The 15121-nt window shown below is 45.1% G+C and carries 10 protein-coding genes; 6 read left to right on the top strand and 4 right to left on the bottom strand.

The features are described 5' to 3' along the window. Positions 1-127 precede the first annotated feature (127 nt). The 5 genes from AC1DCV_RS18945 to AC1DCV_RS18925 all read left to right on the top strand — a co-directional run bounded on the left by AC1DCV_RS18945 (position 128) and on the right by AC1DCV_RS18925 (position 9524). A complete protein-coding gene (locus AC1DCV_RS18945) occupies positions 128-3370 on the top strand; it encodes a SusC/RagA family TonB-linked outer membrane protein (protein ID WP_477024622.1) in 3243 nt (1080 codons plus the stop codon). A gap of 7 nt (positions 3371-3377) precedes the next feature. Then, complete coding sequence (locus AC1DCV_RS18940) at positions 3378-4823, top strand: RagB/SusD family nutrient uptake outer membrane protein (RefSeq protein WP_477024621.1); 1446 nt, start codon at positions 3378-3380, stop codon at positions 4821-4823. A gap of 193 nt (positions 4824-5016) precedes the next feature. Next, positions 5017-7497 carry a PIG-L family deacetylase gene (locus tag AC1DCV_RS18935; RefSeq protein ID WP_477024620.1) on the top strand — a complete coding sequence of 827 codons (2481 nt, stop codon included), beginning with the start codon at positions 5017-5019 and terminating at the stop codon, positions 7495-7497. Between the two features lie 13 nt (positions 7498-7510). Further along, positions 7511-7687 carry a hypothetical protein gene (locus AC1DCV_RS18930; RefSeq protein ID WP_477024619.1) on the top strand — a complete coding sequence of 59 codons (177 nt, stop codon included), beginning with the start codon at positions 7511-7513 and terminating at the stop codon, positions 7685-7687. Positions 7688-7820: 133 nt separating this feature from the next. Further along, positions 7821-9524: a sodium:solute symporter family protein gene (locus AC1DCV_RS18925; protein ID WP_477024618.1), complete on the top strand. Its 1704-nt coding sequence runs from the start codon at positions 7821-7823 to the stop codon at positions 9522-9524. A gap of 86 nt (positions 9525-9610) precedes the next feature. Here AC1DCV_RS18925 and AC1DCV_RS18920 read toward each other — a convergent pair whose 3' ends face one another. Genes AC1DCV_RS18920 through AC1DCV_RS18905 form a run of 4 tightly spaced genes read right to left on the bottom strand, consistent with a single transcriptional unit; the run spans position 9611 to position 13173 of the window. Continuing rightward, entirely contained in the window at positions 9611-10198 is a 588-nt protein-coding gene (locus AC1DCV_RS18920; protein WP_477024617.1) for an HAD family hydrolase, read from the bottom strand. Then, positions 10195-10926: an SDR family oxidoreductase gene (locus AC1DCV_RS18915; RefSeq protein ID WP_477024616.1), complete on the bottom strand. Its 732-nt coding sequence runs from the start codon at positions 10924-10926 to the stop codon at positions 10195-10197. The genes AC1DCV_RS18920 and AC1DCV_RS18915 overlap by 4 nt, the downstream gene beginning before the upstream one ends. A 28-nt stretch (positions 10927-10954) precedes the next feature. Next, positions 10955-12286, bottom strand: a complete 1332-nt coding sequence (locus AC1DCV_RS18910) for an FAD-binding oxidoreductase (RefSeq protein ID WP_477024615.1) — start codon at positions 12284-12286, stop codon at positions 10955-10957. Beyond that, the gene (locus AC1DCV_RS18905; RefSeq protein WP_477024614.1) at positions 12286-13173 is read right to left on the bottom strand and encodes a decaprenyl-phosphate phosphoribosyltransferase; all 888 of its coding nucleotides are present in this window, start codon (positions 13171-13173) and stop codon (positions 12286-12288) included. Before AC1DCV_RS18905 ends, AC1DCV_RS18910 begins: the two co-directional genes overlap by 1 nt. A gap of 108 nt (positions 13174-13281) precedes the next feature. On the opposite strand from AC1DCV_RS18905, the gene AC1DCV_RS18900 reads away from it, so the two are divergent. Further along, positions 13282-14913: a hypothetical protein gene (locus tag AC1DCV_RS18900; RefSeq protein ID WP_477024613.1), complete on the top strand. Its 1632-nt coding sequence runs from the start codon at positions 13282-13284 to the stop codon at positions 14911-14913. Positions 14914-15121: the final 208 nt, after the last annotated feature.

The raw sequence follows: 15121 nt of genomic DNA, 5'->3' as shown, positions 1-15121 counted from the left end.
TTAGCTTCACTTGGCAATGTAGTCCTGTCGTAGTTTTATGACCTTTTACAACCTAAATGTATGGAAAAAATTCATACATTATGCAATCCTTTTGCGTCTAAAAACATTGGGAAAAGTTGTATTGATAATGAAACTGGTGTCCTTTATTATTCTTATTACCTGTTTGCAAATAGCAGGAGATGCCTTCGGTCAACAGGACCGTCGCATCTCTATCAAAGCTGAATCATTGCCATTGACCAAGCTGCTAAAGCTGATTGAAAAGAAAAGCGGTTACCGTTTTGTGTACCGCAATGATTTGATCCCGGCTAGCAGCAAGGTTTCTATTGATGTGAATAATGCTTTGACAGAAGATATTTTACGAAAGATATTGAAGAATACCGGTCTCACTTTTAAGCAGCTTTCTGCTAACCTGGTCGCCATAGCGCCGGAAGACAAAGTGATCACAGGGATCAATATCAACGGAACGGTAACAGATGTTTTCGGACATCCGCTGCCAGGTGTGAGTTTGCGTATTGCGGGCCTTAACAAAGGCACCACTACAGATGAGAATGGTCTATTCCATATGGAAGTACCTTCTTTCGCTACATTGATCTGTTCATTCATAGGCTATGAAGAACAAAAAGTGCAGGTAAGTAACAATACGCACTTCAACATTGTGCTGAAAGACGACTCCAAAGGATTGAATGAAGTGGTGGTAGTCGCTTATAGTGTGCAAACAAGAAGTTCTTTGACAGGATCAGCTACTATGGTAAATGCTTCATTGTATGATAAAGCACCCCGTAGCAGCTTCCAGGAAAGCTTACAAGGCAATGTAACCGGCTTACAATCTACCAACGGTTCCGGTCAACCCGGCTCCGTACCGAGTATTCATATTCGTGGTATAGGTTCCATTACAGCAGGTAGCTCGCCGCTCTACGTAGTAGACGGCGTACCCGTTGTAACGGATAATCTTACAGATTACAATGTTAATTCCCTGGCAGGAATCAACAGCGCAGATATCGCCTCCATCTCTATTTTGAAAGATGCCGCATCTGCCTCGATCTATGGCTCCCGCGCTGCCAACGGGGTAATTTTAATTACCACCAAAACCGGCAGCCAGGGCAGAACAAAGATCAGTGCCTCCATACAAAGAGGTAGCAACCAACTCACCATTCCGCAGGCAAACTATCCGCTCAATACAAAAGAGATGATGGCGCTGTTGCGGGAAGGTTGGATCAACAAGGCAGATGGCACCGGGGAAGCAGGCTTCCAGCAGGAAATCCGCGCACGTGGTGTGGACACAACTGTAAATACCAACTGGATCGATGTGCTGACCCGCCATGGAAGCTATACACAGGCGAATCTGTCTGCCGCAGGCGGAAGTAATAAAACAAAATTTTACGTCTCCGGAGGGTTATATGATTCTAAATCAGCCCTGAAAGGAGTGGACTATAAACGTATGACAGGTAAGCTGAATCTGAGTAACCAGGCCACCAATCGTTTATCGTTTGATGTAAACCTGTCTTTATCCTACCAGCGTGCAAATGCAGTAGCAGATATGGGACTCATGGGAAACCCTGTACGTTCATTAGTCCGGATACAGCCCTGGCTGAAGGTTTACAACAATGATGGCAGCTATGATTTTAGTTATAATAATAGCTTTAACCCGGTAGCTGTGATGAATGGGAACTCCCGGACAGGCAGCACATATGGCTTGCTGGGAGGCGCCGCCGCTAAATACGCATTTACAGATTTCCTTTCTTTTGAAACAAAAATCAGCCTTGACCTGAACTATGCCCGCAGCAATTTATTTTTTGCACCGGGCTTTGCAGATGGCAGAAATACCAATGGCTGGGTATCGGTAAATAATAGTTTATGGAACAACTGGGTATCTACTAATATCCTGCGTTTCAACAGACGTTGGGGTTATCATGGCATCAGTACTTTCATCGGTTATGAAGCACAAAAAACCACCAACACCAGCAATGCTTCTGAAGCATCTAACCTGCTTCCGGGAATGGAGTCACTGGCGGATGCATCAAAACCGGAAAAAGTAACTTCTGTGTCTAATGCCAATTCTTTAACAGGCGTGTTCCTGAACAACAGCTACGATTACAAACAAAAATATTATTTCACTGCCTCTATCAGAAGAGATGCCTCTTCCAGGTTTGGCAGTCAAAAGAGAAGCGCCGCATTCTGGTCACTGGGAACTGCCTGGAACATTTACAGGGAGCCCTTTTTGCAGAATATATCCGGCATCAACGAATTAAAAATAAGAGCGAGCTACGGCAGCAACGGAAACCAGGCTATTGATAACTATGCATCTTTATCGCTGTATAGTCCCGGTAATGATTATAATGGGAAACCGGGGTACGTGCTCACGCAATACCCCAATGCTTTCCTTACCTGGGAACAGAACAGGCCATTCAACATAGGACTCGATTTCGCGGTGTTGAAGAATCGCTTATCTGGTACCATTGAATACTATAACAGGACTACCTCACGGTTACTGTTGAATGTACCGGTATCTTCTGCTAATGGTATTACCACCGTTTTCAGGAATAACGGAGAGATGAAAAACAGCGGCATGGAGATAGCACTTTCTTCCCGCAATATCATCGCTAAAAATGAACATGAATTTTCATGGCGTACAGATGCCAATTTCTCTACGCTGAAAAATACAATTACCAGGCTGGATAACCAGATCACCTACCTTAACTACAGAAGGGAAGTAGGCAGGGATTTCTACCAGTTTTACCTGGTTGGATTTGCAGGAGCAGATCCGCAAACCGGAGAAGCGCTCTGGTATAAAGATGCTTCTAAAACCAGTACCACTAAGTCTTACGGCGAAGCACAACGATTTTATCAGGGTAGTGCCTTACCCCAATTTTATGGTGGTATCACCAACTTTTTCAGCTATAAGGGCTTTGAACTGAGCTTCCAGTTCTTCTATAACTGGGGAAATAAAGTGTTCGATAACTGGGGCCCCTTCACGGAATCAGATGGTAGCGGCGGATTTGGCGGCGGTGCAAAAATGTCTCGTCTTACTTACGAAAATCGCTGGCAACATCCGGGAGATATCACCTCTGTGCCAAAAGTAGTCTTTGGCGGTACACAGTCGGGGCTTAGCAACCAGGTATCTTCCCGCTTCCTCTACGATGGCAGCTTTATCCGGCTCAGAGATCTGATGCTGGCCTATAGCCTGCCACAAACCTGGCTAAAGAAAGCCAGTATCAACGAAGTGAAGGTATATGTACGCGGTAATAATTTATGGACGTACGTAAAAGATAAACGTCTCACAATGGATCCGGAAGTACCGGTAACAGGAGATTACGATCAAAGACCGCCAGTATTCAAAACATTTTTGGTTGGACTGGATGTAAATTTTTAAAGTATTCATGCAGAAGAAATATACATATGGTATCATGCTGTTGCTGACAGGTTTGTTAGGTGCCTGTAGCAAAGACTTTCTGGAATTAAAACCGGACCAGTCTACCGAAACCGGTCGTGCTATCAAAGATCTTCCCGGTCTGCAGGCAGCCATCAGCGGTGTGTATTCGCTGATGCAGAGTGCAAACTATTATGGACGCACCATGCCACTGCTCCCGGATCTGAGGGCTGATAATAGTTTTGTCAGTGTGATCAATACCAACCGCTATCGCAACCAGGACCAGTATATCGTTACCGCTAATGACGTGTATACGACTGACTCCTGGAATCAATTATACAGTGTGGTAGCGAATGCGAATATGGTCATTTCTAAAGGACCGGCTATTTCGCTGCTACCATCGGCAGCAGATAGTATCGAAGCAAAACAGATAGTGGCAGAAGCATATGCAATAAGGGCACAGGTATTTTTTGATCTGTCCCGCATGTATGCACAACCTTATAATTTTACGGCAAACGCTTCACATATGGGGATTCCCATTGTAACGATCACGAATGTTGACTCTGTGCAGGCGCCCTCCCGCAGTAGTATGAAAGATACTTATGCGCAGATTATCAACGACCTGAGAACCGCCATCCGCAAATTTGAAGAAAGTAACAGTACTGCTTTCTCCTCAGCAAGACTTAATGTGTATTCCGCAAAAGCACTGTTGGCGAGGGTATTATTGTACAAAGAAGATTGGGAGGACGCAGCGGCGCTAGCCAATGCGGTGATCAAAAGCAATAGATATTCGCTGCTGACCGGCGATAAACTGGTCAGTGATTTTAAAATTACAGGTAACGGCGAAACGATTTTTGAAATCATCAATACCCCGGTAGACAATCCCGGCACAGATGGGCTGGGCTATATGTTCAACCAGGACGGCTATGGAGATGTACTGGCAACAAATAATGTATTTAATATTTATACTTCCGGCGATGTACGGCGGAATTTTCTGAAGAAAAGTAAACGCGCAGGCAATGGCGGAGAAAGCCCCGCCAATGTGATTTCGAAGTACAGTGATGTAACTACTTTCTCAGAAGGCATAAAAGTGATGCGGCTGGCAGAATTGTACCTGATCCGTGCAGAAGCACTGGCTCACCTTGGAAAAGCACCGGAAGCGCAGGCTGATCTGAATGTAGTGGCACAACGTGCCGATCGAAACGCCTTACCGGTAACCGTTACCGGGCAAGCACTCCTGGATGCTATACTGTTGGAAAGACGCAAGGAGCTTGCTTTTGAAGGACATCGCTTATTTGATTTAATACGAACAAAACAATCATTCACCAAATACCTGGCGAGTGACAAAACAATACAGGTGGCCTGGCCCAGTACAAAAGTGATACTGCCCATCCCACAGAGAGAACTGGATGCTAACCCCAATATTCGCAACCAGCAGAACGAAGGGTACAATTAAATCTAAACCGCCTTTGTTAATAATTGGTTTTTGCTTTAAGCTGGTTGGTTTTTGCTTATGAAGAAATAAAGTCCCGGTGGTCCAACCGGGACTTTTATTTTTTAGAGATGATTTCCGCCACTCAACCAATTTATCCTTTCCTCCCACCAATTAATTACTACTTTTGGCAATCTGTAAATTCACGTACCACCAAATGTTTATAAGACGTTACACCGCCCTGGTTATAATTTTATTGACAGCAATGGGTTTGCCTGCTATGGCACAACCTTCTCCCGTATGGAATGCTGCTGACATTAAACTTCAACTGAAAAAGCTAGATACGCTCGGTAGCGTATTGTATATTGCCGCCCATCCCGATGACGAAAATACCCGTCTGTTAGGCTATCTGGCGAAAGAGAAATTGTACCGTACCGGCTACCTGTCGCTGACCCGTGGTGATGGCGGACAAAATCTTGTTGGTAACGAACAGTCCGAATTGCTGGGATTGATCCGCACCCAGGAACTGCTGGCCGCCCGCCGCATCGATGGGGCTGAGCAGTTCTTTACCCGTGCACAGGACTTTGGCTTCTCCAAAAATCCACAGGAAACATTTACTATCTGGGACCGGGAAAGGATTTTGGGAGATGTAGTATATATGATCCGCAAATTTCAACCGGACGTGATCATCTGCCGTTTCCCGGCGGATAGTCGTGCCGGTCACGGTCATCATACTGCTTCGGCCATGCTGGCGGAGGAAGCTTACACCGCCGCAGCAGATCCCAAACGCTTTCCGGAACAACTCGCACTGGTGAAACCCTGGCAAGCCAAACGCATCCTGTGGAACACCTTTAACTTCGGCAATGTCAACACTACGGCAGACGACCAGTTCAAAATGGACGTAGGCACCTTTAACCCATTGCTCGGTAAAGGCTTCGGTGAAATAGCCGCCGAAAGCCGCTCCCAGCACAAAAGCCAGGGATTTGGCGTGCCGGCCTCCCGCGGCAGCTCCCAGGAATATTTTCTCACGATAAAAGGGAATACGCCTAAAAACAGCCTGCTCGATGATGTAAATACCAGTTGGTCAAGGATTCCAGGTGGTAACAAAGTAGGAGCGCTGGTGGATGCCGCACTCGCAGCCTACAACATGGAAGATCCTACCGCCTCCGTTCCGGCATTGCTGGAAATACGCCGTGCTATCCAGGTATTACCCGATGGCTACTGGCGCAATCTGAAGCTAAAAGAAACAGAACAACTCATATACGCTTGCGCAGGTTTGTGGGCAGAAGCCTACAGCACTTCTCCCACTGTAGTGCCGGGCAATAACATGGAAGCCACTGTGCAACTGATCAACAGAGGCAATGTTAAAGTAATCCTGCAACAGATCGACCTGCCAGGTAAACCTAACGCCTCCGGTAAACAGGACCTGGTATTCAATAAATTTACCAGCATTTCCCAAATCCTGCCAGTGCCGGCTAATACACCGGAATCGCAGCCCTACTGGCTGGCGGATGCACATCCTGTGGGCATGTACATCATTAAAGATCCTTTACTGGTGGGTAATCCCGAAAATGTACCCGTGCTGCAGGCACAAATTCACCTGCGCATCGGTGACCAGGACTTTACCATCAGCCGCCCATTACAATACAAATACACCGATCCGGTTAAAGGAGAGATCTACCAGCCACTGGTCATTGCACCTCCGGTAGTAGCTGACCTCAACAGCCAGGTATATATATTTACCGATACCAAACCTCAAGCTGTACCGGTGAAAATAAAAGCAATGGCAGATAATGTGAAAGGTACTGTACATCTGCAATTACCTGCCGGCTTCACTGCCGCCAACAATAGTATTGCCTATACGCTCGCTCAGAAAGGGGATGAAGTAGAGCTGCGTTTTAATATTAATCCTGTTAAGGGAGTGAGTGATAATCACGTAGATACGTTCACGGTAGTAATGGAGTGTAACGGTAAAGAATACACGCAAAGCTTGCAACAGATCCGCTATGACCATATTCCGCTCATTACTTTATTTCCTGCAGCGCAGGCCCGGTTGGTATCTGTGAACCTGAAACATAACGGCAACCGCCTGGGATATATTCCCGGCGCCGGTGATATGGTGGCAGCCTCGCTTCGCCAGGTAGGTTACGATGTAACTGAGCTGGGAGAAAAAGATATCATGAGCGGCAACCTGCAACAATATGATGCGATTATTGCCGGTGTGCGTGCATATAACGTAAACGCACGTATGAAATACTGGCAGCCTAAGCTGATGGAGTACGTAAATAAAGGTGGCAAGCTGGTTATCCAGTATAATGTAAACGGGCCACTGGTCATCAATGATATGGGACCTTATCCATTCGGGCTTTCCCGCGACAGGGTCACAGATGAAAATGCCCCTGTGCATTTCATCGATCCAAAAGATCCCGTATTCCATTATCCCAATGAAATTACCACTGCTGATTTCAATGGCTGGGTTCAGGAAAGGGGATTGTATTACACGGTAAACGCTGATAAGGCTTATGATAAGCTCTTTACCATGAATGATAAAGGAGAATCTCCACTGGATGGTTCTACATTGGTGGCACATTATGGTAAAGGAAGCTATGTATATACCGGCTTATCATTTTTCAGGCAGTTGCCTGCTGGTGTTCCAGGTGCATACCGGTTATTTGTAAACCTGATTTCTGTTAAATAGGGATTGAACGAAAATGAGCAATAAACACCAACAACATCGGCCCAGATTGAGAATAGCGGCTATCTTCTGTATTATACTCGGCTTGCTGATAGGCTTTACTATCAAACGGGTACAGGTAGGTTTAGTGATAGGAATTGCACTGGGACTGTTGACAGGAAGTATGTGGAGTAAAAGTAATTCAAACGATTAATGTCTATGGCAGCTGACAACCTGCATGAAGAGAAACCGCCGATTTTTCCTACATGGAATTATTGGTACGTACTGGTAATAGCCTGGTTGGTGTTACTGATCGTACTCTTCTACTTATTCACCAAAACCTTTTCATGAGCCCTTTAGATTGGATTGTACTGATAAGTACACTCACAATAATTATATTTTATGGTGTCTGGAAAAGCCGTGGCCAGCGAAACATGGAAAGCTATTTCCTGGATAACCAGTCTATGCCCTGGTATATTGTACTGTTGTCTATCATCGGTACCCAGGCCAGCGCCATTACCTTCATATCTGCACCAGGTCAGGCTTATACAGACGGGATGCGGTTTGTCCAGTACTATTTCGGGCTGCCTTTGGCCATGGTTGTGCTTTGTATCACTTTTGTACCCATCTTTCACCGGCTAAAAGTATATACTGCTTACGAGTTCCTGGAAAAGCGGTTTGATCTGAAAACACGTACGCTGACATCCTCGCTCTTCCTGATACAACGTGGTTTATCTACCGGTATCAGTATCTGCGCGCCCTCCATTATCTTATCTTCTTTGCTCGGCTGGAACCTTTACTGGACGAATATGATTATGGGTGGCTTGCTCATCATCTATACCGTAGTGGGAGGCACCCGGGCGGTAGCCTATACGCAAACCTTTCAGCTGGTGATTATTTTCGGGGGCATGTTCCTCGCAGGCTGGATGGTAGTACATCTGCTGCCGGAGAATATCGGTTTCAAGCAGGCGTTACAGGTATCCGGAAAAATGGATAAACTGAATGTGATTGTTACAAAATTTAACTGGAAAGACAAATACAATATATGGAGTGGGATCATCGGGGGATTTTTTCTCGCCTTGTCCTATTTTGGTACGGACCAATCCCAGGTAGGCCGTTACCTGACTGCCAAGTCGGTGAAGGAAAGCAGGTTGGGGTTGCTGATGAACGGCCTGGTGAAAGTACCCATGCAGTTTCTGATTCTGTTGATTGGCGCCCTGGTGTTTGTGTTTTATCTGTACTTCAAAGCGCCGATCTTCTTTAATGAAGCACAGTTGGCCAGGGTGCACAAAACAGAACAGGGGCCGGCACTGGTAAAACTCGAGGATAGGTACAGTGAGTTAGGGCAGTTGAAGCAGCAGCAGGTAAGACAATTGGCTGCTGCATTGGAAACGGACAACAGCGCACAGGTAGCCATCGCCAAAAAGGCGCTGCAACAAACAGATGATAAATCGCAACAGATAAGAACAGAGGCATTGTCGCTGATCAAAGCATCTGATCCCACTGCAGATACGAACGATACCAATTATATATTCCTGCATTTTGTGGTGAACAGTTTGCCGAAAGGTCTGGTAGGTTTGCTGATAGCTATTATCTTCCTGGCTGCCTGGGGGAGTATTGCTGCTGCACTGAATTCGCTGGCTTCCACCACGGTGATCGACGTGTACAAACGGTTGTATAATGAGCATGCCTCAGAAGATCACTATCTCAAAATGTCTAAACTCTGGACCTTGATATGGGGCGTGTTTTGTATTGTGGTAGCGCAGTTTGCAGGCAGCCTGGGTAGTTTGATAGAAGTAGTAAACGTGCTGGGATCCTGGTTTTATGGGGTTACCCTGGGGATTTTCATGGTAGCTTTTTACTTAAAGAAGGTAGGAGGAACTGCTACTTTCTGGTCAGCTATCATTGCGGAAATCGCGGTGTTGGTTATTTATTGGACGGGCAGCGTTTCATTTCTCTGGCTGAATGCCATTGGTTGCCTGCTGGTGGTTATACTGGCATTGCTCTTTCATTATGTTTTTCCGCCTGCGGCGAGACAGGAACCTAATTAAGTAATTTCCAATATAAGATCATAAAAAAAGCCATTGAAGTAGCAACTACTTCAATGGCTTTTTAGTATTACGTATACTGCGTAATTTTACTGAAAGGGCTTAAAGTGGGCATATTGGGCCAGCGCCAGCATAGGGCGATCGCCTTCACTGTCGCCGTAGGCGTATATCTCCCGGAAGTTTTCCAGCCGGTATGCCTGATGGATACGATTTACCTTTTCTTCTCCATTACAGTTGATACCCTGAATCTTACCCGTGATCTGTTTGTTTTTTACTTCCAGCCGGGTACCCAAACATACAATGTTTTCCTTTCGACACCAGGGCGCTACCCAGTCCTGCGCAGAGGCGGTAACAACCACTACATGATGTCCCTGCTGCTGATGTTTTCGTATAGCCGTTAACGCAAGGGGCCGGATAAGGGAAGGCAAACGTTCCCGACAAAAGTCTTCGCAGCCTGCGGCAAAATCCGAGGCAGACATCTCTCCAAAAAAATAATCCAACACCTGCTCCTTCATTTCCTGTGCCGGCGTCATTTTCAATTTGAACCGCAGCAATGCCGGCAGCAGTTGTACTATACCGGCATACATGGCAGCCCTGCCCCTGTGGAAACGGATGATTTCCCAGAGGGTGTCCTTGTTGGTAATGGTACCGTCAAAGTCAAAAAAGGCAATCGTCACAGTGAAAGTTTTTTGAAAATACCTTCTGGTATTAATTTGATAATGAGCATAATGTATTTCCAATGCCACTTTACATACAACACATTTTTTCTTTTCTTCATTGCATTAAATATTGCATCGGCTACTGCTTCCGGCTGCGCAGTGAGCAGGGGAGGAAGTGTCAGATGCTGTGTCATGCGGGTATTTACAAAGCCAGGTTGTACGCTCATCACGTGTACGCCAGTACGAAAAAGTCGGTTACGCAGTCCACTGAGGTAAGCAGTAAAACCGGCTTTCGCGCTACCATATATATAGTTGCTTTGCCGGCCTCTTTCACCCGCTACGGAGCTGATACCAATAATGAGGCCCTGCTTTTTTTCTGCATAGCTTTCTGCCACTACATTTAATATAGAGACAGCGCCAGTATAGTTGGTATTAATAATAGCAGCGGATTCCACCCAATTTTGTTGGGCTTTCTCCTGATCCCCCAGGTAGCCAAATACACAAATGGTAATATCTGGCTGCACCGGCAGACTGGTATAGAAACCAGTATGAGCGTTAAAGTCGTTGGCATCAAATGTATGTGCAGTGGCAGTAATGCCATAACGTACCTGCAAGTCCTGTTGCTGCAGTTGTAGCGCAGCCATCTGACGACCTGCTAATTGAATATCATATTTCTCGGACGCAAATTTTCTGGCAATGGCTACTGCCATGTCCGAACCTGCGCCTAGTAGTAAAACTGTTGGCATGAGAGGTGTTTGGTTAATCAGAGGAAAACTATTTTATCAATGACAATCTTTCGGATTGCAGGGATTCAAACCGGGCCTCGCTGTTGTACTGTTTTACAATATCGGCAAACCTGCCCGCATTCGGATAGCTGTTCCAATATATTTCGGGCTTCATCCTGGCATCTTTAGACAGGTATAAACGGCCTCCATATTGCAGTACAATTTTATCCAGTTCATCCAGGAATTCAAAGAGTCCCTTGCGGATAGGGAAGTCCAACGCAAGCGTATAGCCCTCCATCGGAAAGGAAATAAGGCTATCCTGTTTGCCAAACACTTTGAGTACAGCCAGAAAAGATCCCCAACCTTTGTCACTGATCCTTTTGAGAATAGCTATCAGACCATCTTTTTGTTCCAACGATACTACAAACTGATACTGTACAAATCCGGCTTTGCCATAACCGCGGTTCCAGTGCAGGATGGCGTCCAGTGGATAGAAGAAGGGCTCATAAGGGATTACCTTGTGCATCACCTTTTTATAATTCTTTCCGTAGTATAACCAGTTGAAAGCCTTCACAGTAAAAGTATTCAGTGCGAAGGAAGGCAGATTAAAGGGGAGTGTCAGCTTTCGTTTAACCGGCAGGGTGAGTGGCGCCTTCTTTTGCTGTTCACTCAGTTCTTCCGGGGTGGCATGTTCGCCTACTATCAGGATACTCCGGCCAAAGGAATCCCCTTTCTGCAGACAATCAATCCAGGCCATGGAGTAGGTGTAGTGTTTATATTCGTCAAACAGGCGGATTACTTCTTCCAGGTTCCTGGCTTTCAGCTGCGTTTGTTTGATGTAAGCAGTTTCCACTTTTTTAAGACTGAATTTTACCCGGGTAATCACCCCGGTCAGGCCCATGCCTCCGCAGGTAGCCCAGAACAAATCATCATGGGTGCCCGCTGCGCAGCAGATCGTTTCACCGGAGGCGGTTAATACGTCCATATCAATGATGTGGCCAGAGAAGGCGCCATCGACATGGTGATTTTTGCCATGTACATCGGAAGCCACGGCGCCACCTACAGTAATATACTTGGTACCGGGGGTAACAGGTAAGAACCATCCTTTAGGGACAATGATAGCCAGTATCTGGTCCAGTGTTACACCAGCTTGTAAATCAATAATGCCATTTGTCGCATCGAAAGAAAGCATCTTATCATACTTCAGCATGGAAATACTATGCTGGCCTAAAGAGGCATCACCATAACACCGACCGTTGCCCCTGGCAATCATGTGGGAGTGCGCTACCACATATTTGCGGAGCTGATCTTCCTGTGTAAATACGCTTTCTTCACTGGCAACAGCGGGGTAGTTTCCCCAGTTCGCTAACCGTTTTTGCATTATTCAAAAAATGTTTTATCTGTCGGTAAATAAATTAATACATAAAAACTAAGTACCCACAGGAGTATGGTCAATTGAATAAAACGGTCTTTATATAGGATTTTGGTGGGAGAACCTGTATTGTTCTCCACGTAGGTTACTTGCAAATATCGTAATAATCCGCCAATTACAAAGAGGGTAGTGTAATATAGCCGGTAAGTATGAAACCGGGCTTGAGTTTCAGGCGAAATGGTATACATTAGATAACATACGATGATCACTGCAGAAACGAGTGCCAGCATTACATTCAGGAAATCCATATTGTATCCGCTGACAGCCTTCCTCATTTCTTTACCGGAATCCAGTTTAATCAGGATGTCATCTCTGCGTTTCGCGATAGCCATAAAGAGTGCCAATAGGAAGATCATAATCATCAACCACTCAGACATGGCTACATCGGCCGCAACACCACCTGATTTTACCCGTAACACAAATCCGGTAGACAGGATCATGATGTCCAGTATAGATATATTCTTTAAACCGAAGCAATAGAGCAGATTGAGGACGAAGTAAATGCCCAGCACAAATGCGAACTTGACACCCAGAAAAGTGGCAATGCCAGCTCCACCCAGCACACATAATGCAAAAAGGAGAAGGGCGGTTGATTTGGATATGGCGCCGGAAGCCAGCGGGCGCTTACATTTAACCGGATGCTGTTTATCCGCCTCAATATCTTTGTAATCATTAATAATATAAATGCTGCTCGCGATGAGACTGAAGGCAATAAAGCCTATCAGTAAATGCAGCAACTTGGCAGTGTTGAATATTTCTCCTGCAAAAAAAAGTGGAATGAACAGGAATGCATTTTTTACCCAATGTTTTGGCCTAAGTAATTTGATGTATTTCATGGGGAACTAAAAAGTTGATTCTGACGGGTCAAGATACAATTTATTCGATTACTTTTGCCCCCATTCATATTAGCGGATTATTACAATTACAGCAAATCCCAATCTTCTATGTCAATTTATTCCCTGAAAGGTCGCAAATGGACCATTACCGAAAGTTTAATTATTGTTTTGCTGGCGCTCGTGCCATTATTTGTTACATTTCCATACCGCGTGAATATTTTCCTTTCCTGGGAAGGAGCTTATCGCATCTCTTCAGGTCAGATTCCATTTAAGGATTTTGGATCGCCATTGGGTTATGGATTCTGGATCATCCCTGCACTCTTCTTTAAAATTTTCGGGCCAGAGATGGTTTCCCTGGTCAAAGCTCAGGTACTTATTAATATCATGGCAGGTTTTGCTTTCCGTTCCATCCTTAAAAGTTTGGACATACGGCCGGGAATCAGGTTGCTCTCCCTGTTGGTGTTTGTATTGTCTTATTCCTTCTTCAATTTCTGGCCCTGGTACAATCATACCGTGATCGTGTTTGAGCTAATAGGGATCAGTTTCCTGTTTAAATCTTTCTTTTCTGATAATCGTACCCGTAGTTACCTATGGATGGCGGCAGCGGCGCTTTTTATCTTCCTGTCAGTTTTTACCAAACAAGACGGAGGAGGTATGGCCTTTATGCTTTGCCTGTTGTTCCTGGCATATAACTGTTACCAGACCCGCCGCTGGGTGGACTTCCCCATCTTTATTGGGATGTTTGGACTGGTAGCGGTATTCTTTATTGTTCCACTGATGCCGGGATTCGGCTATTGGTTTAACCACGGACAACCCCCGCATAGCTCACGGTTAGCCCTAAACGATTTTACGGATGAAATTTTCGGTAACTCCAATTGGATCAAGGCATATGTGGTGTTAGTGGTGTTTTGTATTGTTGCCAAAGTGAAACAATGGAATACCTGGTTACAACGGCGCCGGGAAGTATTATTTGTGTTACTGACATTGGGTATTTTAGGAGAAGCAGCTATTTTCCAGGTAACCAGTTACACCCCGCCAGACAATAACATCTTTTTCCACAGTTTCGCTTTTGCTTTCGTGGCCACTTATTTATGTGAGCTGCTACATGTGTATGTAGACAGTCCCAGGTCATTGCTCGTAGGGACCTTGCTGGTGCTGTTCTGGTGGTCAGGTACCTGGTGGAAGTATATTGGACGTTTTACTGACCGTCTTTTTCCTGCACAGGAAATGGTGGATGCCCATAATCCGAATCATGAAAATGTAGTAAACAGGCGAAACTATATGATCAATGAAGACACAACGGATGTTCCGGTTTCATCCTGGATATTTTCAGATCTGAAGCCTTTCCGTAAAATATATATGCCACCTTCCACTGTAAAAGGGATGGATCGGATCATGGCTTTACCCGTAGTAAAGGACAATAAGTCAGATTTAAAGGTGCTGAATATGTCCGAGTTGACGCCCTTGGCAGTAGTAATTCCTTACAAACCGGAAACCGGACCGGACTGTCCGTTATGGTATCATTTGGGAGTAGGGATGTTTAACAGGCAGTTGGCGATCTATAAACAGAAGGTACAGGATCACCATTATGACCTCATTTTATTTGAATATGCGCCAGGCTTAAATAACTTTTTCCCTTTCGCACTGAGAGATGAATTGAAGTTGCATTACCACCAGGTAGATAGTTTTCTTGCACCAAGAAGGCCGACAAATGCAATTATTGAAGTATACGTTAAATAAATAATGTATCTTTAACAAGACATTTCCTGAATCAGGGAACGTTTCTCATTTCCAGATATTAAAATACTATCAAAAGTCTATAAAAAGCAGCCCTTCGGTGGGCTGTTTTTGTTTTTGTAAATGATTGATTTTTATTTAGTTAATAAACAAATGTTTAAGCATTGTTTTAGGTATGTAAAACAAGGTTTTACACACCCTTTTTTATTAA

Source organism: Chitinophaga sp. 10T418, from assembly GCF_056394125.1.
This window is presented reverse-complemented; position numbering and strand designations above follow the sequence as displayed.